The organism is Mucilaginibacter sp. UR6-1 (assembly GCF_020880975.1).
In the GTDB taxonomy this organism is placed as follows: domain Bacteria; phylum Bacteroidota; class Bacteroidia; order Sphingobacteriales; family Sphingobacteriaceae; genus Mucilaginibacter.
Genome location: NZ_JAJIWP010000005.1, coordinates 11,618 through 34,226, shown reverse-complemented (window position 1 = coordinate 34,226; position 22,609 = coordinate 11,618). Strand labels below are relative to the sequence as shown.

Sequence of the window (22,609 nt, the reverse complement as noted above, 5' to 3'; positions counted from 1 at the left end):
TTTTTGTTTTATGATAGTGCGGTTAATTATTCAACAACACTAACTTTAAGCATATTTGTTTTGCCTTGAGTTACAATAGGCACTGATGCCGTATTGATAACTATATCACCTGTTTGTATCAGGTTTTCTGATTTAAGCGCTTTATTAACATCGCTTATGGTTTGGTCAGTACTGTCAAGCTGATCGTAGTAGAACGCCTTAACACCCCAAACAAGGCTTAATGAATTTAAAAGCTGTTTGTTTGATGTAAATATAAAGGTTGGCGCTTTAGGGCGGTGGCTTGAAATTTCAAAAGCGGTATACCCCGAGGTGGTCATGGCAACAATACCGGCAGCATCGGTTTGCTCGGCAAGGTAAACTGCCGAACCGCAGATGGCATTGCTCAAAAAGGTTGGGTCCTGGTTATCAAGCTTGCCTTTTTTGTTGTAAAACGGATAGCCTAACTCCTCAACGTTACGGGCAATTTTGGCCATGGTTTCAATAACGATAACCGGGAATTCACCTACCGAGGTTTCGCCGCTAAGCATAACCGCGTCGGCGCCGTCAAGTACTGAGTTGGCTACGTCATTCACCTCGGCACGGGTTGGGCGCGGGGTGGTAATCATTGATTCAAGCATCTGCGTAGCAACAATAACCGGTTTTGAAGCCGCACGGCATTTGCTGGCGATCATTTTTTGCAGCAATGGCACTTGTTCCATCGGCATTTCAACACCAAGGTCGCCACGGGCTACCATTACCGCGTCGGTAACGGCAATAATTTCATCTATATTATCAATAGCTTCGGGTTTTTCAATTTTGGCTATGATGCGTGCAGGGCTGTTACGTGAGTTAAGCACACGGCGGGCGTGTACAATATCTTCCGCTTCGCGAACAAATGAAAGCGCGATCCATTCGGCATCATTATCAAGCGCGAAATGCAGGTTTGAAAGGTCTTCCTCGGTTAAGCTTGGGATAGAAACCTTGGTATTTGGCAGGTTAACACCTTTACGTGAAGTAAGTATGCCTCCGTGTACTACTTCGCAAATTACAGTATCAATACGGTTGGTTTCGAGCACGCGCAGTTGCAGCTTGCCATCATCCAGTAATATGATCTCATCAACCTTTACATCCTGCGGAAAAGTTTCGTAAGTGATGTAGATCTGCTCATCATCGCCAATGCACTCATGGGTGGTCATCTTAATTTTTGAGCCGTTTTTAAGGTGTACGCCACCATCTTTAACAATCCCAATACGAATTTTTGGCCCTTGTAAGTCGGCAAGGATAGCCACATTGGTTTTATATTGCGCGTTGATCTCGCGGATCAGGTCAATGGTTTTCTTGTGGTCCTCGGTTTTACCGTGCGAAAAATTTAGACGGCAAACGTTAACGCCTGCCTTTATCATTGACAACAGTACGTCCTTTTGTGCCGATGCGGGGCCCATCGTAGCAACAATCTTTGTTCGGTTGTAGTTTAATTTCATATATGGGTTGATTTATTATATCGTTTATAAGCTATGGTGTGATTTGAACACTCATAAAAATCCGGCGCTAAAATAGTAGATTTTCACGGGATTTTAACTTTTTAGGGTCAATCTTTACGGCGGCCACTATTTCGGGTATTTTATTTAATGATGATATAAGTGCGTCAAGATCATCGCTGTCAATATAATTCTTTATCATTATAAAGTAGTCGGTTTTGCGCATTTCAGGTATCAGGTAGCCTTCGGTACCTTTATTGGCTATAAAATAAAAGTCGGTTTCGCTGGCCTCCCAGCTATCTGTGTAGATCGAAAAATAGCCCGCTTCCTTGTCCGGATTAATGTCAACTTCGAGGTCATTACCTTTAATAAAGTTGAAATTAAGGTGCTTATTAATAAGGTAACAAGTGCGATAATCCTTTAAAGAAGTAGTTACAGCAATCAGAACAAAATCCAGATCGATCTCAAACTTTAATACTTTCCTGTTCAAAATCATTATTTTTGCGTTGTAAAATTACTAATTGAAACTGTTGAGATAAAATTTTGTTACTCATATTGTTCAAAAGTTTTACATTTGATATTTAACAGAATTTATTTTTCTTTGCATCGAAAAAATTATTAATCATTAAATTATTAAGACTATGTCTGATATCGCGTCAAGAGTAAAGGCTATTATTGTAGAAAAGTTAGGTGTTGATGAGAGTGAAGTTACACCTGAAGCAAGCTTCACCAATGATCTTGGTGCCGACTCTTTAGATACCGTAGAACTGATCATGGAGTTTGAAAAAGAATTTAACGTAGCTATTCCTGACGATCAGGCAGAAACTATCGGCACAGTAGGTCAGGCTATCGCTTACCTTGAAAAAAACGTTAAATAAGCGCTCCCAAATCTATTAAATGGAGTTTAAAAGAGTAGTAGTAACCGGGCTTGGAGCACTTACTCCAATTGGTAATAACGTTGCAGAGTACTGGAACGGGCTGATCAATGGGGTAAGTGGCGCTGCCTTGATAAAGGGTTTTGATGCCACGCATTTCAAAACCCAGTTCGCCTGTGAAGTAAAAGGCTTTGATGCCGATGCTTTTTTAGGCCGTAAAGACGCGCGAAAGCTCGACCCTTTTGTACAGTATGCGCTTTTCTCGACCGAAGAAGCGGTTAAGGATGCCGAACTGAACTTTGAAAAACTCGATACCAACCGTATCGGCGTTATTTGGGGCTCAGGCATTGGCGGCCTTAAAACTTTTTTGGACGAGGTAACCAACTTTGCAAAAGGCGACGGTACACCGCGCTTTAACCCGTTCTTCATCCCTAAGATGATAGCGGATATTGCACCCGGCCACATATCAATAAAATACGGCCTGAGAGGCCCTAACTTCTCAACCGTATCAGCCTGTGCTTCATCAAATAACTCACTTATTGACGCCTTTAACTACATCCGCCTGGGTAAGGCCGATATGTTTATAACCGGCGGATCAGAAGCGATTATTAATGAAGCCGGTATAGGTGGTTTTAATGCTATGCACGCCCTCTCAACCCGTAATGATGATCCTGCAACCGCTTCAAGGCCGTTTGACCTTGACCGCGACGGCTTTGTGGCCGGCGAAGGCGCAGGTACCATTATTTTGGAAGAGCTTGAGCATGCACTGGCACGTGGCGCAAAAATTTATGCCGAAATGGTAGGCGGTGGCATGAGTGCCGATGCTTACCACATGACGGCACCACACCCTGAAGGTTTAGGCGCTGCCCGTGTAATGAAAGCCGCGCTTGAGGATGCAGGAATGACACCGGCCGATATTGATTACGTTAACGTGCATGGTACATCAACCCCGATTGGTGACCCGCAGGAAGTTAAAGCCATACAGGATACTTATGGCGAAGACGTTTACCGTATCAACATCAGCTCAACCAAATCAATGACAGGGCACTTACTGGGTGCTGCCGGCGCTGTTGAGGCTATCGCTTCAATTTTAGCGCTTAAAAACGGTATCATCCCGCCAACCATCAATCACTTTACTGATGATCCGGCGTTTGACCCTCGCATAAACTTTACTTTTAACACCGCGCAAAAACGCGAAGGCATCAGGGCGGTACAAAGTAATGGTTTTGGTTTTGGTGGCCACAACGCATCTGTTATATTTAAAAAGTACGAAGATTAAGTATTTTGAATGCCTATAAATCGGTTTTATAAGCTTTATCTATCGCCTAACAGAAAATACGTTAAAACTTTAAAGAATTTGCTCGGCTTTGTGCCGGGCAATTTGTCTTTATACCGTATGGCTTTCCGGCACAAGTCGGTTGCGCAAAATGTTAAAAATGGCGTTAAGAACAGCAACGAACGTTTGGAGTTTCTGGGTGATGCTGTATTGGGTAGCGTTGTAGCCGAGGTGCTTTTTAAATTATACCCTTATAAGGACGAAGGTTTTTTAACCGAACTGCGTTCAAAAATAGTGAGCCGTGTTAACCTTAATCAGTTAGGGCGTAAGCTGGGTTTTGAGCAATTAGTAGAGTACGATAACCGTATTTTAAGTTCCGGCAGGCAGGGTTCTTTGCTTGGCGATGCTTTTGAGGCACTGATAGGTGCCGTGTATTTGGATAAAGGATATGAGTTTACCAAGGATTTTTTGATCAACCATATCATCAAATCACATATCGACATCCACACGCTGGAGATGACCGAAACCAACTTTAAAAGCAAGCTTATTGAGTGGTGCCAGCGCCATGGCAAGGATATTAGCTTTGACCTGATCAGTAACCAGGAAGGCGAAAGTACTAAGCTTTTTACCATACAAACCGTTGTTGATGGCGAGCCGTTAGGCCTTGGTAAGGAGTTCAGTAAAAAGAATGCCGAAAAACTTTCTGCCGAAAAAGCCTGCGAAGCCCTGGGGATCTGATATTTTAAATCAAATTAATTTCTTCTGGCGGTATCAGCCGGTTTTACCTGGAACGGATTAGTTCTGAGCGGATCTTTATTGATCTTAAAATATTCGTACTGGCGTTTTACACGTTTAATCAACTCATAATCGTTCCATACGCGTATATCTTCATACGAGGGCATGTAGTAATTGATGAACTTACCGGCCTCTTCATCGCTCACGTTTAGCGTGCGTTTAACAAACGGCACATTATAACGGCGGTTTATTTCATTCTGTTCAAGTTCGGCCTTACTAAATTTAGCAAAGCGTTTAGCCCGGCCAGGTGTTTTGCCAAACAGTTCATACAAGCCCGTTAACGGCGACATTAAAAATGCCAGCGCAGGAGGGCTGCCATTAAAAAAGGTACCCTGGCCACGGTAGTCGCGCATTACCTCACTTAATTCCTGTTGTTTGGTGGTCGCTTTTATTTTTACCTCTTCCAGTTCAGTGCTGGTCATCAGGCGCATATAAACCACCATTTCTTTTTCGGTACCAACTATATGGCGCAGGTCGGCAAATTCACTTTTGTCAAACAGCAATGTATCGCCGGGTTTGGCATTAATGGTAAATATGCCAAGTTCATCGCTCATCATTGTGGCATTTGTTCTGAGGTTGGTAACAACAACCTGCGCTATGCGTGTGGATGTGTTGTTGCGGTACACAATGCCCTGAACCGTACCTTGCTGCGCCCTGGCTGTGATGGCCAAAAGGCACAAAATGATATATGATAAGTGTTTTTTGATGTTCATTAACTGATATGTAGATGAACGTAAACTTAAACATAGTATTTTGCATGCAGATGCTAAAAAGTGTTAAAGCAGTTATTAGCAGGAAAAAGCATATCTTTGCGCATGATAAAATCCATGACAGGGTATGGAATAGCCAGTGTTGATTCGGGCGGTACCAAATATACCGTCGAGATCAAATCCCTGAACAGTAAATTCCTCGAACTATCATTACGTTTACCAAAAATGTTTGCTGAAAAAGAGTTTCAGCTCCGTAACGATTGCAGTAAAAGTGTTGAACGCGGTAAGGTAAACCTCAGTATAAATGTTGAGCAAACCAGTTCGGCAGTTAAAGCCGCCGGTATTGATAACGAGCTGCTGAAGCATTACTATCAAAAGCTAAAAAATGTAAGTATTGAGTTAGGTGAGCCTGCGGGCAACCTGCTGCAGTTAGCCCTTACATTGCCCGAAGTGGTAAAATATAACGAGGAAACAGTATCTGAGGAGGAGTGGAAAAGTGTTGAAAAAGCGTTTAAACAGGCTTTGGATGGCTTTTTGCAATTCCGTAAAGATGAAGGCCGGGTGCTTGAGAATGATGTTAAGCAACGCATCAGTATAATAGTTGATAATCTGAAAGCTGTAGAGGCGGAAGACCCGAAACGTGTACCGGTTATCCGCGAGCGTTTAAATCAGTTTTTGGCAGATGCCGCCGGTGTTGAGGTGATAGACCATAACCGCTTTGAGCAGGAGCTTATCTATTACATTGATAAGCTTGACATCACCGAAGAAAAAACAAGGTTAAAAAGCCATTGCGACTACTTTTTGGAAACCCTCGCTGCTGATGACGCAAGTGGTAAAAAGCTTGGCTTTATAACACAGGAGATCGGGCGAGAAATAAACACCATCGGCTCAAAGGCCAATGATGCCAACATACAAAAGCTGGTAGTAGGCATGAAAGAGGAACTCGAAAAAATTAAAGAACAATTACTAAACGTTTTATAGTCATTAGGTGAGTAGTCATTGGTCATTTGAATAGTAATTAACTAATCACTGACCACTGACTACTGACCACTCACTATCTGACCACTGACTATTGCCCCATGGAAGGTAAACTCATCATATTCTCCGCACCGTCGGGTGCTGGTAAAACTACCATAGTACACCATTTGCTGGGTAAAATGCCCGAGCTGGAATTTTCCATATCGGCCACTACAAGGCAGCCACGCGGCACCGAAACCGATGGCGAGGATTATTATTTTATAAGCAAAGAGGAGTTTTTGCACCTTATCGCCAAAAAGTATTTTGTTGAGTTTGAGGAAGTATATACCGGCACTTTTTATGGTACGCTGCGTACCGAGATTGAGCGGATCTGGAAAAAAGGTAAAACCGTGATATTTGATATTGACGTTGAAGGCGGCCTGCACCTTAAACGCAAGTATGCCGATCAGGCGCTGGCCATATTTGTTCAGCCACCATCAATGGAGGTGCTTAAACAACGCCTTAGCGGCCGTGGTACCGATAGCCAGGAGAAACTGAACGAGCGCTTTGCCAAAGCCGAAAAGGAACTGGGCTACGCGCCAAAATTTGATGTTATCCTCAAAAATTACGATCTTGATACTGCCTGTTCAGAAGCGGAAGAACTGGTGCGAAATTTTATTGAGGGTTAGCAGTTTCCGGTTTACAGTAAGCAGTTTTTATGGGAACATACAAGGATCTTTTACTGTATAAGAAAACGTTTTCTTTGTCTATGCAGATATTTAATATCACGAAGCTCTTTCCGAAAGAAGAAACGTATTCTTTGACAGAACCAGATCCGCCGATCATCACGATCAACAAATATCTGCACTATAGAAGCCTATGGTAAAAGGCGGTATCCAAATCACTTTGTTAGCAAGCTCACAGATGTCGATATGGAAAATAGTGAAACTCAAGGATGGTTGGAATATGCTTTGGCCTGTGAGTATATTGACAGAAGCACTTATGATAATTTAATCTCCCAATCGCACGAGGTCGGAAGATTAGTACAATACATGATTGACAATCCCGGTAAATTTGGTGCCGGTTAGTACAAACTGCGAACTAAAATATTAGAAACTGCAAACTGAGAACTGTCAACTGCAAACTGCTAAAGGATGAAGATAGGCTTATTATTCGGTTCATTTAACCCTATACATATAGGGCATTTAATTATAGCCAACTATATGGCCAACCATACCCAGCTTGATAAGGTGTGGTTGATCGTATCGCCGCAAAATCCGCTCAAAAAGTATGGCGACCTGATTAATATGTACGACAGGTTGGAGATGGCTAAACTGGCTACTGATAACTCTACATCAATTGAGGTGAATGATGTAGAACTGCGCCTGCCCCAGCCATCATATACTATTGATACGCTTACCCATCTTAAAGAGAAATATCCGCAGCACGAATTCGCGCTTATTATGGGTTCGGATAACCTGATCTCGCTGCCTAAATGGAAAAACTATAAGCTGATCCTTCGTGATTACCGGGTTTATGTGTATCCTCGGCCAGGTTATGAAAATGCAGAGCTGGCTTCGCACCCATCCGTAACCATCACCATGACCCCGCTGATGGAGCTATCGGCAACATTTATCCGCAAGTCCATAGCCGAAAAAAAGAATGTACAATATTTTGTGCCCGATGCCGTACTGGAATTTATCAGGAACAAGAACCTTTACAGCTAATATTTTAAAAAAATTTATAGCACAGTCACAAAAAAGCCCGCCATTAATTAATAACGGCGGGCTTTGCTATTTAAAAGAAGCAGTGTTACTTTGATTCTTCTTCGGTTGTTTTATCCTGACTTTTTTTGTCGATGATCCTGATCTGGTCGGCTTCCTTGTCGTAATCCACTTCCATCACATCGCCATCGTTAAGTTCACCTTTCAGTATTTCCTCGGCGATCGGGTCTTCAAGGTATTTCTGAATAGCTCGTTTTAACGGGCGTGCACCAAACTGCGAGTCGTAACCTTTTTCGGCAATAAACTCTTTAGCATTTTCGGTAAGCTCAATTTTATAACCTAAGCTGTTAACACGGCTAAACAGGTGGGCAAGCTCAATATCGATAATTTTGAATATCTCATCTTTACCCAATGAGTTAAACACGATAACATCATCAATACGGTTCAAAAACTCCGGCGCGAAAGCACGTTTCAACGCGTTCTCTATCACGCCTCTTGAGTGGGCCTCGGCCTGTATGGTTTTGGCGGCAGTGGTAAAACCAACACCTTGTCCAAAATCCTTTAACTGGCGTGCACCAATGTTCGAGGTCATGATGATGATGGTATTCCTGAAATCAACCTTACGGCCTAATGAGTCGGTTAGCTGGCCTTCGTCCAACACCTGTAAAAGGATGTTGAATACGTCAGGGTGTGCTTTCTCAATCTCGTCAAGCAATACAACCGCGTATGGTTTGCGGCGTACCTTTTCGGTTAACTGTCCGCCTTCTTCGTAACCTACGTAGCCCGGAGGCGCTCCTACCAAGCGTGATACCGCGAATTTTTCCATGTACTCGCTCATATCAATTTGTATCAGCGCGTCTTCGGTATCAAACATAAAGCGGGCAAGCTCTTTGGCCAATTCGGTTTTACCAACACCGGTAGGCCCCAGGAAAATGAATGAACCAATTGGTTTCTTCGGATCTTTTAACCCGGCACGTGTACGTTGTATAGCACGTGTCAGTTTCTTGATCGCGTCGTCCTGCCCGATGATCTTGCCTGATATGGTGTTTGTCATGGCAAGCAGCTTGGCGCTATCAGCCTGGCCAACCTTTTGTACCGGTATACCGGTCATCATGGCTACAACCTCGGCAACATTATCTTCACTAACGGTGTAGCGTTTTGATTTTGTTTCGGCTTCCCAAACTGATTTTGCCTGGTCAAGTTCTTCAAGCAGGTGCTTTTCAGTATCACGAAGTTTAGCGGCTTCCTCATACTTCTGGCTGCGAACTACTTTGTTTTTCTCGATCTTGATCTGCTCTATCTTCTGCTCAATATCCAATATGTTTTGCGGCACGTGGATATTGGTCAGGTGCACACGTGAGCCTGATTCGTCCAGCGCATCAATCGCCTTGTCAGGTAAAAACCTGTCGGTAATGTAGCGGGTGGTCAGGTTAACGCAAGCCTCAATAGCTTCAGGAGTGTAAGTTACACCGTGGTGCTCCTCGTATTTCTCCTTAATGCGGTTCAATATCTCAATGGTTTCATCAGGCGTAGCCGGTTCAACCATTACTTTCTGGAAACGGCGATCCAGGGCGCCATCTTTTTCAATGTACTGGCGGTACTCGTCTAAAGTTGTCGCGCCGATGCATTGTATCTCACCCCGGGCCAAAGCCGGTTTGAACATGTTTGAGGCATCAAGCGAGCCTGATGCGCCACCGGCGCCCACAATGGTGTGGATCTCGTCAATGAAAAGGATCACATCCGGAGATTTTTCCAGCTCGTTCATCACGGCTTTCATGCGCTCCTCAAACTGGCCGCGGTATTTGGTGCCGGCCACCAGTGATGCCAGATCAAGCGTTACAACGCGTTTGTTGAATAGCACGCGCGATACCTTGCGCTGCACGATACGCAATGCTAAACCCTCGGCGATGGCTGATTTACCAACGCCCGGTTCACCTATTAAAATAGGGTTGTTCTTTTTACGACGGGAAAGGATCTGCGATACACGTTCGATCTCCTTTTCACGACCAACGATCGGGTCTAAGCGGCCCTCTTCGGCAGCCTTGGTCAGGTCACGGCCAAAGTTGTCAAGCACCGGTGTTTTTGATTTGATGTCTGACACCTTTTTTGGCTGGCTGAATGATTCTTCTTCCTTAAAGTCATCATCGCCGCCTGTTGATGAGCCCGGCATCTCGTCGGTAATATCATTTTTGTGCGATTCAACAGCCGCTTTAAATACCTCGTAATTCACATTGAACTGCGATAGTATCTGCGAGGCTATATTATCCTCATCACGAAGGATTGACAGCAGCAGGTGCTCGGTGCCTATCACATCGCTTTTAAATATTTTTGCTTCAAGATATGTTATCTTCAATACCTTTTCAGCTTGTTTGGTCAGCGGTATGCTGCCAATGTTTACGTTAGTTCCGGTTGTACCTTTAACGGCATCTTCAACAGCGCGGCGCAGTTTAGCGGTATCAACGCTAAAACCCTTGAGCAATTTTATTGCTACACCGTCACCATCGCGAATTAAACCTAACAAAAGATGCTCGGTACCAATATAATCATGCCCAAGGCGTATGGCCTCCTCTCTGCTATATTGTATCACATCCTTAACGCGTGGCGAAAATTTAGCTTCCATATAATACCTTTCTTATGTGTAAACGCCTTTAATTTATCAGCAAGCTATATTAATTCGCTTATAATAGTTAACGACGTGTTTAATACTTTTTATCAACAACATTGCCAATATTTTCAGGCTACCTAAAACAGACATTGTGATGATAATGCAATCTATTAATTTTAACCATACCCAACAATTTTATAACAACAAAAAAGCTGTTTTTCTTTATATTTTTACAAATGTGTTGAAATACAATGTTTTGACATGCGGAGCAACCAAAAAGTTTAATCGGGCAAACTTAACGGCAGCCCTTAAATAAGCTTACGGCAAATTCGTCAGCGCGGATGACAGAAAGGCATATATTTTTTCTGCCAGTTGTTCAAACGTTATCAATATTAGTTATTACCTTGTAGTAATCAAACCAAACCAGTTATGAAAAAGATAATGCTTTTATTGGCGTTCTGCCAGCTTTTTGTGGTAAGCATAACTTTGGCACAGTACCACAATACGCACAACGAGCCTGTTTATTATGTTCAGGGAACGGTAATTAACCGTGCATATTTTGATTTTATTAAGCCGGATAGTATAAAGGAAATACATGTAATTAAAACTGATGACAAGCACCCTAACGGAGCCATTTACATCACCCTTAACAACCCTGAATATCTAAAAAGAATGCTTGCCGACAGGCTATTATCTATAAAAGATATTTTACGCGTAAAGGGCATAACCGTAAAAAGTAAACAACCGGTAATATATGTATGGAATGATAAGCTATTAACTGACACCGCCAATGTACGCGTGCCTGAAAGCTACCTTAGATCGGTGAGGTTAACACCCGCCGTAAATATGCCTTATTTTAAAACCGCGCTGCCCAACACATCGGTAGTAACAATTATTACAGGCGTTAAAGGCGAAAAGATAATGATACGCGGAGCCGAAGCAAGCCGCTAAACCTTTATTGCTTTTTTTTGGCTAATTAATATTCATTAGCAGATATTTGCCCTTCTAACAAGAATATAATGGCAGACGAAAAAATAATATTCTCGATGGCCGGGGTGAATAAAATATTCCCGCCGCAAAAACAAGTTCTTAAAAATATCTACCTCTCCTTTTTTTATGGTGCCAAGATCGGTGTTATCGGTTTAAATGGTTCGGGTAAATCATCTCTACTAAAAATTATTGCCGGGGTTGATAAAAGCTACCAGGGCGAGGTAGTGTTTTCGCCGGGTTATACTGTTGGTATGTTAAGCCAGGAGCCTGAGCTTGACCCTGAAAAAACCGTACGCGAAGTGGTGGAGGAAGGTGTTGCTGAGATAACCTCTATTTTAAAGGAGTACGAAGACATTAACGAAAAATTCGGACTGGAAGAATACTACAGCGATGCCGATAAGATGGATAAGCTGATGGCCCGCCAGGGAGAATTGCAGGACAAGATAGATGCCGTGAACGCCTGGGAGCTTGACACCAAGCTTGAACGCGCCATGGATGCACTGCGTTGCCCTGAGCCTGATACCAAGATAGCCGTACTATCAGGCGGTGAACGCCGCCGTGTGGCTTTGTGCCGATTGCTGTTACAAGAGCCGGATGTATTACTGCTGGATGAGCCTACCAATCACCTTGATGCCGAATCTATTGATTGGCTGGAGCAGCACCTGCAACAATATAAAGGCACCGTAATTGCCGTTACGCACGACCGTTATTTCCTGGATAATGTGGCCGGCTGGATACTGGAGCTTGACCGTGGCGAGGGCATCCCGTGGAAAGGCAACTACTCCTCATGGCTTGACCAAAAAGCCAAACGCCTGGCACAGGAAGAGAAAACCGAAAGCAAACGCCAGAAAACCCTGGAGCGCGAGCTGGAGTGGGTGCGCATGGCACCAAAGGCCCGCCAGGCAAAGGGCAAGGCGCGTTTATCAAACTACGAGAAACTGGCATCAGAGGAAACTAAGGACCGTGAAGATAAGCTGGAGCTGTTCATTCCGCCGGGCCCGCGTTTGGGTAATGTGGTTATTGAGGCCACTAATGTTACCAAGGCTTATGGCGACCGTGTGTTGTTCGAAAACCTGAGCTTTTCGCTGCCACCGGCAGGCATTGTGGGCATCATCGGCCCTAACGGCGCGGGTAAAACCACCTTGTTTCGACTCATTACCGGGCAGGAGACACCGGATGCCGGAACCTTCCGTGTAGGCGAAACCGTGGCTTTAGGCTATGTTGACCAGATGCACGATGACCTGGATGCCAATAAATCAGTATGGGAGAATGTTACCGGCGGCACTGATAACATTGTGGTGGGCAACCGCACCATCAACTCTCGCGCTTATGTATCGCGCTTTAACTTTAACGGTGCCGATCAGCAGAAAAAAATAGGCGTACTATCGGGCGGTGAGCGTAACCGGGTTCACCTGGCCATTACCCTTAAAAAGGGCAGTAACGTGCTGCTGCTGGATGAGCCTACCAATGATATTGACGTGAATACCCTGCGCTCATTAGAAGAAGCGCTGGAAAACTTTGGCGGCTGCGCCGTAGTGATCAGTCACGACCGTTGGTTTCTTGACCGGATCTGTACACACATACTGGCCTTTGAGGGCGACTCGCAGGTTTATTTCTTTGAGGGTAATTACTCTGAATATGAGGAGAACCGCAAAAAACGCCTCGGCGATGTGGCACCTAAACGCATCAAATACAAAAAATTAGGATAATATTTACAAAAATGCCGGCAAGTGCCGGCATTTTTTATTTGTATACAGCAGTACTTGTCAAAATATTTAATACCTTTTTAATAACTATACCACCACAAAAGCTTGCAACAGGTATCTCTTTGTAAAAAAAGAGTATAATTAAGGTAACAATCGCAATGGATTTCCATTTTATAAAATCAATAATTAGATTTGCGCATCTTAAAAAAAGGTTCTTTAATAAACATGAGTTCAATCGAAATAAATAAAGACACCTACCTGATGTGGTACGAGTCAATGCAGTTGATGCGCAAGTTCGAGGAAAAAACCGGACAACTTTATGGTCAGCAAAAAATCAGGGGCTTTTGCCACTTGTACATAGGTCAGGAAGCTGTGCTTGCCGGTGCTATGTCGGTAATACGTCATGAGGACAGCATGATCACCGCTTATCGTGATCACGCCCACGCACTTGCTAAAGGTACAACCCCAAAAGCTATTATGGCCGAAATGTATGGTAAAGCTACAGGTTGTTCAAAAGGTAAAGGTGGCTCGATGCACATGTTCGACAAGGAAAACCATTTTTATGGTGGCCACGGTATCGTAGGCGGACAAATTCCGTTAGGTGCAGGTGTTGCTTTTGCTGAAAAATATAAAGGTACTGATAACGTAAACATTTGCTATATGGGCGATGGTGCGGTACGTCAGGGTGCTTTGAACGAAACCTTTAACATGGCTGCCCTTTGGAAACTGCCTGTTATCTTTATTTGCGAAAACAACGGTTACGCCATGGGTACATCAGTAGCACGTACTACTATTGAGCCGGATATTTTTAAATTAGGTATACCTTACGGCATCCCTTCATCAGCCGTTGATGGTATGGACCCGGTTGCGGTACACAACGCTATGGACGAGGCCGTGCAGCGCGCCCGTGCAGGCGAAGGCCCAACCTTTTTAGAGATGCGTACTTACCGCTACAAAGGTCACTCAATGTCTGACCCGCAGAAATACCGCACTAAAGACGAGCTTGAAAGCTACAAAGCGAAAGATCCTATTGAATCGGTAAAACAAACCATACTTAAAGAAGGTTATGCCGATGAGAAATGGTTTGAGGAGATCGACGCCAAGATAAAGGCTACTGTTGACGAAGCGGTACAATTTGCCGAAGAATCACCATGGCCTGAAGCATCAGAGCTTTACACTGATGTTTATGTGCAACAAGATTATCCTTACATTTTAGACTAACCATTATACACACAAATATAATATGGCTGAAGTAGTTAAAATGCCAAAAATGAGCGATACCATGACCGAAGGGGTATTGGCTAAATGGCATAAAAAAGTTGGCGATCAGGTAAAATCAGGCGATGTATTGGCCGAGGTTGAAACTGATAAGGCCACTATGGATTTTGAATCATTTCAGGATGGTACCCTGCTTTACATTGGTGTTGAAGAAGGTGCCGCCGTACCGGTTGACGCTGTTATTGCCGTATTAGGTAAAGAGGGCGAAGACTACAAAGCTGCGCTTGAAGCGGAAGGCGGTAGCGCCCCGGCCGATAAGAAAGAGGAAAAACCAGCCGAAGATAAAAAAGAAGAAAGCAAACCTGCGGACGAAAGCAAACCAAAGGTTGACCTTTCAAGCATACCTGCCGCGGTTATACGTATGCCTTTACTGAGCGATACCATGACCGAGGGCGTTATCAACAAATGGAACTTTAAGGTAGGCGACAAAGTAAAATCTGACGACTCACTGGCCGATGTTGAAACCGACAAAGCCACCATGGAAGTTGTTGGTTACGAAGAAGGCACCCTGCTTTACATTGGTGTTAAAGAAGGCGAAGCCGCCAAGGTTAACGATATCATCGCTATTGTAGGTAAAGAAGGTACTGACATACAGCCATTACTTGATGGTGGAGCTGATGCTGCCCCTGCTGCTGAAAGCAAAGAAGAAGCAAAACCTGAAGCTAAGGAAGAAACTGCTACCGCAACTGCTTCTGCTACTTCAGATGATGATAGCCGCGTTAAAGCTTCTCCGTTAGCACGTAAAATCGCTAAGGATAAAGGTATCAACCTGAACGAGGTTAAAGGCACTGCCGATGGCGGCCGCATCGTGAAGAAAGATATTGAGGGCTTTACCCCATCAACTAAAGAAGTTCAGGAAGCTGCAACTAAAGAAGCCGCTGCTCCTGCTAAAACTGAAAAAGCGATCTCACTGCCAACGTACACCGGCGAAGAGAAATTTACCGAAAAGCCTGTTACGCAAATGCGTAAAGCTATCGGTCGCCGTTTGGCTGAAAGCCTGTTTACCGCGCCGCATTTCTTTGTAACCATGGCTATTGACATGGATGCCGCCATTGCCGCGCGCACCAAGATGAATGACATTGCACCAGTTAAATTATCATTTAACGATTTGGTGCTTAAAGCGTGTGCCGTTGCATTAAAACAGCACCCGGTTATTAACTCATCATGGTTAGGTGATAAGATCCGCTTTAACGAGCATGTGCACATTGGCGTTGCCGTAGCGGTTGATGAAGGCCTGCTGGTACCGGTTATTAAATTTGCTGATGGCAAATCATTAAGCCATATATCTGTTGAAGTTAAAGAATACGCCAAAAAAGCGAAGGACAAAAAGCTTCAGCCGAATGAGATGGAAGGCTCAACCTTTACCATATCAAACTTAGGGATGTTTGGTGTTGAGGAGTTTACCGCCATTATTAACACACCAAACTCATGTATATTAGCGGTTAGCGGTATACAGGCAGTGCCGGTTGTTAAAAACGGCGCGGTAGTACCGGGCAATGTAATGAAGGTTACCTTAAGCTCTGACCACCGCACAGTAGACGGTGCATCGGCAGCGGCCTTCCTGCAAACCCTGAAAGCATTATTAGAAGAACCTGTAAGGTTGCTGATATAATTTTTTGGTTTCGAAATTCGAATTTTCAATTTCGGAATTTTGAAAAGCGATGGGTTTAGGCTCATCGCTTTTTTATTTGTTTAAATAAACAGACTTTATGCTCTACATAGCCATTATCACCGCCATCATTATCTCCTACACCTTATTTCAGCGCAAGCATAAACGGGCGCTCACACAGGTTATTCTTACCGATGCGCAAAAGAAGTTGCTGGCACAGCATATCGATTTTTATAATAATCTGAACGATACAGATAAACTTTACTTTGAGGATAAAATAGAGCAGTTTATGGATGCGGTACATATTGAGGGTGTTGGCCTGGAGGTGAATGACGTTGAGCGGTTGATGGTTGCATCGAGCGCGGTGATACCCATATTCGCTTTCAAGGATTGGAACTATCGCAATATCACCAATGTGCTGCTCTACCCTGATACGTTCGACGAGCAGTACCAGTTTGAGGGCGATAGCGGCCGCAGTATTATGGGCATGGTGGGCAGCGGTTATATGAACGGGCAGATGATCCTTTCGCGCAAGGCACTTGAAAAAGGCTTTTCTAAAAATTCGGGTGCCGAAAATACCGGCATCCACGAGTTTGCGCACCTGCTTGATAAGGTTGACGGCGCTACCGACGGTATTCCCGAGCAATTGCTGCCGCACGAATTTATCAAACCCTGGATACGGATGATGCACCAGGAGATACGGAAGATAGAAGAAGGCAAATCAGACATTAACCCGTATGCCGCCACCAATGAGGCGGAGTTTTTCGCGGTAGTATCCGAATACTTTTTCGAGAAGCCCGATAAGCTACAGGCGCGCCACCCCGAACTGTATGAGCTATTGAGTAAAGCATTCGGGCAGGACCCTGCTGCTAATTAACCGCGGTTAACTATCTTGGACACAAATTTGCTGTGCATTTGTCGTAACCATGCAAAACAGATCAAACACAGGTATCATCATCGCGCTTATTGTTATTGGCTGCTGGGCGGTTTCTATCACCCTGCTGATGCAATGGATGGTGGATTTTACCAATCCGCTGTTATACCTGTTTATATTGCTGCAAATGCACCTGTATACTGGCCTGTTCATCACCGCGCACGATTCCATGCACGGTACGGTTTCATCCAACAAAAGCGTTAACAACGCCATCGGCTTTATCAGTACATTTTTGTATGCTTCATTCTGGTATCCGCATCTGTACAAAAAACACCACATGCACCACCGGCATGTACATAGTGACGATGATCCGGATTATCACCACGGCAGCTTTTTAAGTTGGTATGTGCGCTTTATCCGCAACTATTTGTCGATATGGCAAATTGTAATTATGGCTGCTTTATTCAATGTTTTAAAGTTGTGGATACCCCAGCCTAACCTCATATTGTTTTGGGTGGTGCCATCGCTGTTAAGCACGCTGCAACTGTTTTATTTTGGTACCTATTTGCCTCATAAGGGCGAACATAATAACCCTCATTATGCACGCAGCCAGCGGCGTAACCACGTATGGGCTTTTTTAAGCTGTTATTTTTTTGGGTATCATTATGAGCACCACGAGTCGCCTGCAACGCCGTGGTGGCAGTTATGGAAGGCGCCTTTGCCGCCGGCATCGGTTAACAAGCCCGAATAATTATACTACACATGCTATGCTGTCGTTTAAAAACAAACAACCTGCTTATGCTTAAATCCATACTATCATTATCTTTTATTTCAATTATATCCGTTAGTGCATTTGCGCAAACGGATAGCACTGGCAAGCCATCCACGGTAAAAACACTCAGCCTTAAACAGTACGATGCCCTGCAAAAAGGAGAGGACATGTACCATATGGGATGGGCTGCGGAGCTGAACCATTACCCTGCACCGGATAAAGTACTTGCCTCGAAAGATAAATTAAAGCTTGATGATGCGCAGGTGAGCAAAATAACCGCCATTAATACGGAGCTTATACGCAAGAAAAAGGAAATGGGCGTATTTATCATCCGTAATGAGCGGGCTATTGACAGCCTTTTCAGGATAAAAAGGATTAATGACGGTAACCTGATCTACTACACCAATCGCTATGGTATATACCAGGGCGAACTCAGAAACGCCATTTTGCAGGCCTGCCTCAAGACACAAAAGCTGCTCACGGCAAAGCAAATAAATAAGTTTGAGCGTTTACAGGATAACAAGTAACAATTTGCCATTGGTTTTATTTAAATTTGGCGCCTGATTGATAGAGTTGTATGAAAATTTCGTTTGATTTTGAGAAACCGTTAGCCGAACTGCAACAGCAGATTGACAAGGTTGTACAAATAGAAGATAAGAACAAGCTGGATATGTCGGCCACGATTGCCGAGCTGGAAGCCAAGCTTGCACAAGCACAAAAGGATATTTACGGCAACCTTACCGGCTGGCAAAAGGTACAGATATCGCGCCATCCGGAAAGGCCTTATACCCTACAGTATATAGAGCTGATGTGCGACGATTTTATTGAAATGCACGGCGACCGTACTGTTGGTGATGATAAGGCCATTGTGGGCGGCTTTGCTACCCTTGGCGGCCAAACTGTAATGATCATCGGTCATCAAAAAGGCCGCAACACAAAGGAGCGCCAGTACCGTAACTTCGGTATGGCCAACCCCGAGGGTTACCGCAAGGCTTTACGCCTGATGAGGCTTGCCGAAAAATTCAATAAACCGGTTATTACCCTGATTGATACCCCGGGAGCTTATCCGGGCCTTGAGGCTGAGGAACGCGGACAAGGCGAAGCCATAGCGCGTAACCTGCTGGAAATGTCGGTACTTAAAGTGCCGGTTATTTGTGTGATTATTGGCGAGGGGGCATCAGGCGGTGCGTTAGGTATTGGTATTGGCGATAGGGTATTGATGCTGGATAACTCATGGTATTCAGTAATCTCGCCTGAGAATTGCTCAACCATCCTTTGGAAAACCTGGGAAAATAAAGAGCGCGCGGCAGAGGTATTAAAACTTACCTCAACCGAGATGCTGAAAAACAAACTGATTGATGGCGTGGTGAAAGAACCGCTTGGCGGTGCGCACCAGGATCCGGTGGCTATGGCCAACATCCTGAAAAAGCAATTGATTAAGGAGCTTGCTCAACTTAAGCAAAAGGAAATTACCCAATTGGTATCAGAGCGTATTGACAAGTTTTGCTCAATGGGCGTAGTGATTGAGGACGAGCCTGAAGTTGCCGAAGCTCCTGCCCCTGTAAAACAAGCAGAATAAATATTAGTGTATAATAGTGCTAAACATAAAAGCGGCTTATGGCCGCTTTTATTGTTTTATATGTAAGTAGTACCGCGATTATTGCTGCTGCGGTACGCCGAACTTATTGCTGAAGCCTTTAAGCTGGTCAGTATAAGTTTTGTTTAAAGTTGTTTGATGGAAATCTTTAGTCAGGCCTACCAGTCCGTTTAACAGCGACATGGTGAACTGTATATCCCTGTCCTCGGCAGATGTATTACCATCCTGTAACTGGGCATATTTAAAGTTTAACATATTAACCAGGTAATCGTCTATCTGGCCGGCCAGTTTGTTGCCTATCTGGGTTTCGCCAACACGGTATGCACTCTCCAGCAGGTAATATTTACGTACTGCAACTTCCTGCACCGGTATATCAGTCGGCATTTCGGCATCGTATTTAGCAATCAGCTTTTTAACCTGGTCGTTCTTGCCTTCTTTGATCATGTTATCGGCCAGGTTCATGTACATGCGCGAAATTAACGGATAGAACATCGTCAATGATTCGTGATCCAGATACTTGGCAGTTTTAAAGTTGCCATATTTAAACTTGTTCACCAGGTTATCATACATCTTCTGGCTATTGGTAGCCTCAAGCGGGGCAACAGTGGTATCAGGCTTTAACGGCATCAGGTGGTAAGCAAAGCCCTCGTTATACAGGTAACGGTCAAGGCCTATCATGTTTTCGCTACCCACGGTAACGGCAAAATAGATAGGGCGTTTCCAGTTATTATGTGCCAGTATGTCCAGCAGGGCAAGGTTATCTTTGGTGATGTAATTTCCGGGGTATTTCCATTCTATGGCAGTTTCAGCTTGTGCTGCTTTATCGGCAGGTACAGCGCCTGATTTTACCGCCTCATTAACATCAACAGCAAGTTTGAAGTTTTTAGTAGGCAGGTAGTTGGTTTTTTCGCCGCTTTGCAGTTCGGCCATGGCACGCGGATCATCAGAGGTAATAAAATCGAATAATTCCTTTACATCGGTAGATCCTGGTACGTTGCCATCGCTGTAATAGATCACATCGCGTACACCGGCCTGGAATTTCTCATTCGGCATACTGATAGGCAGCGGTGCCGACTCATTCATCTTACCTTTCATCTGGCGGATGTACCAGTCAGTGCCCAGTAAGCTCAGGTTAACAATGCGTACATCAGGCCTTACTCCTTCAACCTCCTGAATGTACCATAGCGGGTACGTATCATTATCGCCATAAACAAACAGTATGGCATTCGGCTCGCACGAATTCAGGTAGTTATAGGCCATATCATGCGGGGTCAGCTTGGTCGAGCGGTCGTGGTCGTCCCATTCCTGGCTGGCCATTAGTGCCGGTGCAGCTAACAAACATACTGCTGTTGATATGATGGCCGCTGTTTTGGCATTCAACCGGCTTAACATCTCGGCAATAAACAGCACCCCAAGGCCTATCCATATGGCAAAGGCATAGAATGAACCTGCGTAGGCATAATCACGTTCACGTGGCTGCAGCGGGTCCTGGTTAAGGTAAAGCACAATAGCTAAACCGGTAAAGAAAAACAACACACCCACAATGCCCGCATCCTTTTGGTTACGGCGAAAGTGGTATACAGCGCCCATTAAACCAATAATTAGTGGCAGGGCATATAAGCGGTTATATGATTTGCTTTTGGTTACAGAGTAAGGCAGCGGTTGATTAGCCCTGTAGCCGGTTACCCAGTTACCGTCAATACCGCCGGCATCAACCTGTCCGTCCTGCTCGTTGGTGCGGCCAACAAAGTTCCATAAAAAGTAGCGAGTATACATTTGGGTAACCTGCCAACTCATAAAGAATTTTAAGTTGGTAACCAGGTTAGGATGCTCCTCGGCACCAAGCCCGGTCCACTGGCGGTAAAACTGCGCATGGCTTGGCTTATCGCTAAACATGCGCGGGAAAACGGTGTTACGATCATATATATTCTTGATCTTTTTACCGGCAACCTCATATTTTTCTTTACCACGACGGTATATTTTCGCGCCGTCCTTTTGTTCGGTTATCTGCGAATCAAAAAATTGGCCATACAGTAATGGCGTATCGCCGTACTGATCACGATTAAGGTAGCCGTTAAGCGCGAAGGCATCCTGCGGGTCGCTGTTATTAAGGTTAGTACCCGCCTTAGCGCGGATAACGATCATCACAAAAGAGCTGTAACCAAAAAGTATAAAGGCCAAACAAACCAAAAAGCTGTTAAGCGCGAAACGTTTTTCACGAATTTTAACAACATACTCAAGGAAAGCCAGCACCGCTATGGCCACAATGGCGCCTACTATGCCGCTGCTGATGCCTGCAAGCAGTACAAAAAATACGGCCGCAGCTATTATAGCGGGTTTAACCGGGTTAATGGTATAGTATATACCCGTAACCAGCAATGCTACCAGCAATACAAAAAAGGTAATGGCACCCGAGCCGAAACCCATGCCAAGGGTGTTTACAAATAACAGATCGGAAAAGGCTGCACCCTTAACGGTGAACTGTATAACGCCCCACAGCACAAACGCAACAGCAACAATACCGCCAAAAAACCATGATAACGCCCCCGAAGCGGTAGCTACTTTTGCCTTACGGAAGTATACAACCAGCGCTATGGCAGGTATAACCAGTAAGTTAAGCAAGTGGATACCTATAGAAAGACCCATAATGTAGGCTATAAATACTATCCAGCGGTTAGCGTGAGGCTCATCGGCGTGGGCTTCCCATTTAAGTATGGCCCAGAATACGATAGCTGTACATAACGACGACTCGGCATAAACCTCTGACTCAACAGCAGAGAACCAAAACGTATCAGAAAAAGTATAAGCCAATGAACCTACCAGGCCTGAGCCTATAATAAGGATGATGTTTGCGGTAGTAATTTGTACGCCCGGTTTAACCAATAGCTTTTTGGCCAGCGCGGTTATCGTCCAAAACAGGAACAATATGGTAGCGCTGCTTGATAATGCCGATGCCATGTTGGTAAAATAGGCTACCCTGGTATTATCGCCCATGGAGAGGAGCGAGAATACTTTGCCTATCATGGTAAACAGCGGCGCGCCGGGCTGGTGGGCCACCTGCAGCCGGTATATACAGGCAATAAATTCGCCGCAATCCCAAAAACTGGTTGATGGTTCGAGGGTTAAAACATAGGTAACAGTGGCTATCAAAAAGGCAAGCCAGCCAAAAAGATTGTTTATCTTGTTGTAATTCATCGTTAAATGATATAAATACGTACAGCTATATAAGCTGCCGAAAATAACAAACTATCCTTAATGTTACTATTAAAAACTTAGCAGTTAACATATTTTAACTCGGCAGGGGCATGGTGATAAATGGCGCTGATAATTTTTTTCAAAAAAATTTTTACCATTTCAAAAAACGTCTTACATTTGCATTCCGTT

Annotated in this window: 21 protein-coding genes; 16 read left to right on the top strand and 5 right to left on the bottom strand. The window is 44.4% G+C overall.

Annotation, left to right across the window (positions count from 1 at the left end):
- Positions 1 to 26: 26 nt before the first annotated feature.
- The gene (gene pyk / locus LJ707_RS16920) at positions 27 to 1,460 is read right to left on the bottom strand and encodes a pyruvate kinase (protein WP_228953218.1); all 1,434 of its coding nucleotides are present in this window, start codon (positions 1,458 to 1,460) and stop codon (positions 27 to 29) included.
- Positions 1,461 to 1,527: 67 nt separating this feature from the next.
- The gene (locus LJ707_RS16915; protein WP_228953215.1) at positions 1,528 to 1,953 is read right to left on the bottom strand and encodes an IPExxxVDY family protein; all 426 of its coding nucleotides are present in this window, start codon (positions 1,951 to 1,953) and stop codon (positions 1,528 to 1,530) included.
- A 145-nt stretch (positions 1,954 to 2,098) separates the two neighbouring features.
- Between LJ707_RS16915 and LJ707_RS16910 the strand changes: the two genes are divergently transcribed.
- From LJ707_RS16910 to rnc, 3 genes are read left to right on the top strand one after another with little or no spacing between them, the layout of a single operon-like run.
- Positions 2,099 to 2,335, top strand: coding sequence for an acyl carrier protein (locus tag LJ707_RS16910; RefSeq protein ID WP_008508386.1), 237 nt, complete (start codon positions 2,099 to 2,101; stop codon positions 2,333 to 2,335).
- A gap of 19 nt (positions 2,336 to 2,354) precedes the next feature.
- Positions 2,355 to 3,611 carry a beta-ketoacyl-ACP synthase II gene (gene fabF / locus LJ707_RS16905; protein ID WP_228953213.1) on the top strand — a complete coding sequence of 419 codons (1,257 nt, stop codon included), beginning with the start codon at positions 2,355 to 2,357 and terminating at the stop codon, positions 3,609 to 3,611.
- 9 nt (positions 3,612 to 3,620) lie between these two features.
- A complete protein-coding gene (gene rnc / locus LJ707_RS16900) occupies positions 3,621 to 4,346 on the top strand; it encodes a ribonuclease III (RefSeq protein ID WP_228953211.1) in 726 nt (241 codons plus the stop codon).
- A 14-nt stretch (positions 4,347 to 4,360) separates the two neighbouring features.
- Here the strand turns inward: rnc and LJ707_RS16895 are convergent, their stop codons facing one another.
- Positions 4,361 to 5,116 (bottom strand): hypothetical protein, encoded by a 756-nt coding sequence (locus LJ707_RS16895; RefSeq protein WP_228953209.1) that lies wholly within the window; start codon positions 5,114 to 5,116, stop codon positions 4,361 to 4,363.
- Positions 5,117 to 5,218: 102 nt separating this feature from the next.
- Here LJ707_RS16895 and LJ707_RS16890 point away from each other — a divergent pair, with 102 nt between their 5' ends.
- The 5 genes from LJ707_RS16890 (at position 5,219) to nadD (ending at position 7,797) form a co-directional block, all read left to right on the top strand.
- Positions 5,219 to 6,094 (top strand): YicC/YloC family endoribonuclease, encoded by an 876-nt coding sequence (locus tag LJ707_RS16890; protein ID WP_228953207.1) that lies wholly within the window; start codon positions 5,219 to 5,221, stop codon positions 6,092 to 6,094.
- 98 nt (positions 6,095 to 6,192) lie between these two features.
- On the top strand, positions 6,193 to 6,759 hold the full coding sequence (gene gmk, locus LJ707_RS16885; protein WP_228953205.1) for a guanylate kinase: 567 nt from the start codon (positions 6,193 to 6,195) through the stop codon (positions 6,757 to 6,759).
- Positions 6,760 to 6,788: 29 nt separating this feature from the next.
- Entirely contained in the window at positions 6,789 to 6,956 is a 168-nt protein-coding gene (locus LJ707_RS20435) for a four helix bundle protein (RefSeq protein WP_370632412.1), read from the top strand.
- Positions 6,904 to 7,158: a four helix bundle protein gene (locus LJ707_RS16880; RefSeq protein WP_370632423.1), complete on the top strand. Its 255-nt coding sequence runs from the start codon at positions 6,904 to 6,906 to the stop codon at positions 7,156 to 7,158. The genes LJ707_RS20435 and LJ707_RS16880 overlap by 53 nt, the downstream gene beginning before the upstream one ends.
- Positions 7,159 to 7,224: 66 nt before the next feature.
- Complete coding sequence (gene nadD / locus LJ707_RS16875; RefSeq protein ID WP_228953204.1) at positions 7,225 to 7,797, top strand: nicotinate (nicotinamide) nucleotide adenylyltransferase; 573 nt, start codon at positions 7,225 to 7,227, stop codon at positions 7,795 to 7,797.
- 85 nt (positions 7,798 to 7,882) lie between these two features.
- Here the strand turns inward: nadD and LJ707_RS16870 are convergent, their stop codons facing one another.
- Complete coding sequence (locus LJ707_RS16870; protein WP_228953202.1) at positions 7,883 to 10,414, bottom strand: ATP-dependent Clp protease ATP-binding subunit; 2,532 nt, start codon at positions 10,412 to 10,414, stop codon at positions 7,883 to 7,885.
- Positions 10,415 to 10,828: 414 nt separating this feature from the next.
- Between LJ707_RS16870 and LJ707_RS16865 the strand changes: the two genes are divergently transcribed.
- The 8 genes from LJ707_RS16865 to LJ707_RS16830 all read left to right on the top strand — a co-directional run bounded on the left by LJ707_RS16865 (position 10,829) and on the right by LJ707_RS16830 (position 19,207).
- Entirely contained in the window at positions 10,829 to 11,350 is a 522-nt protein-coding gene (locus LJ707_RS16865; protein ID WP_228953200.1) for a hypothetical protein, read from the top strand.
- 68 nt (positions 11,351 to 11,418) lie between these two features.
- Entirely contained in the window at positions 11,419 to 13,098 is a 1,680-nt protein-coding gene (gene ettA / locus LJ707_RS16860; protein WP_228953198.1) for an energy-dependent translational throttle protein EttA, read from the top strand.
- 222 nt (positions 13,099 to 13,320) lie between these two features.
- Positions 13,321 to 14,316 (top strand): pyruvate dehydrogenase (acetyl-transferring) E1 component subunit alpha, encoded by a 996-nt coding sequence (gene pdhA / locus LJ707_RS16855; RefSeq protein ID WP_228953196.1) that lies wholly within the window; start codon positions 13,321 to 13,323, stop codon positions 14,314 to 14,316.
- A 22-nt stretch (positions 14,317 to 14,338) separates the two neighbouring features.
- Positions 14,339 to 15,985, top strand: a complete 1,647-nt coding sequence (locus tag LJ707_RS16850; RefSeq protein WP_228953195.1) for a pyruvate dehydrogenase complex dihydrolipoamide acetyltransferase — start codon at positions 14,339 to 14,341, stop codon at positions 15,983 to 15,985.
- Positions 15,986 to 16,082: 97 nt separating this feature from the next.
- The gene (locus tag LJ707_RS16845) at positions 16,083 to 16,859 is read left to right on the top strand and encodes a zinc-dependent peptidase (RefSeq protein ID WP_228953194.1); all 777 of its coding nucleotides are present in this window, start codon (positions 16,083 to 16,085) and stop codon (positions 16,857 to 16,859) included.
- 49 nt (positions 16,860 to 16,908) lie between these two features.
- On the top strand, positions 16,909 to 17,607 hold the full coding sequence (locus LJ707_RS16840; protein ID WP_228953189.1) for a fatty acid desaturase: 699 nt from the start codon (positions 16,909 to 16,911) through the stop codon (positions 17,605 to 17,607).
- Positions 17,608 to 17,654: 47 nt separating this feature from the next.
- Entirely contained in the window at positions 17,655 to 18,155 is a 501-nt protein-coding gene (locus LJ707_RS16835; protein ID WP_228953187.1) for a hypothetical protein, read from the top strand.
- A gap of 50 nt (positions 18,156 to 18,205) precedes the next feature.
- Positions 18,206 to 19,207: an acetyl-CoA carboxylase carboxyltransferase subunit alpha gene (locus LJ707_RS16830; RefSeq protein WP_228953184.1), complete on the top strand. Its 1,002-nt coding sequence runs from the start codon at positions 18,206 to 18,208 to the stop codon at positions 19,205 to 19,207.
- Between the two features lie 78 nt (positions 19,208 to 19,285).
- On the opposite strand, the gene LJ707_RS16825 is transcribed toward LJ707_RS16830, so the two are convergent.
- Positions 19,286 to 22,420 carry a DUF2723 domain-containing protein gene (locus LJ707_RS16825; protein WP_228953182.1) on the bottom strand — a complete coding sequence of 1,045 codons (3,135 nt, stop codon included), beginning with the start codon at positions 22,418 to 22,420 and terminating at the stop codon, positions 19,286 to 19,288.
- Between the last annotated feature and the right edge of the window lie 189 nt (positions 22,421 to 22,609).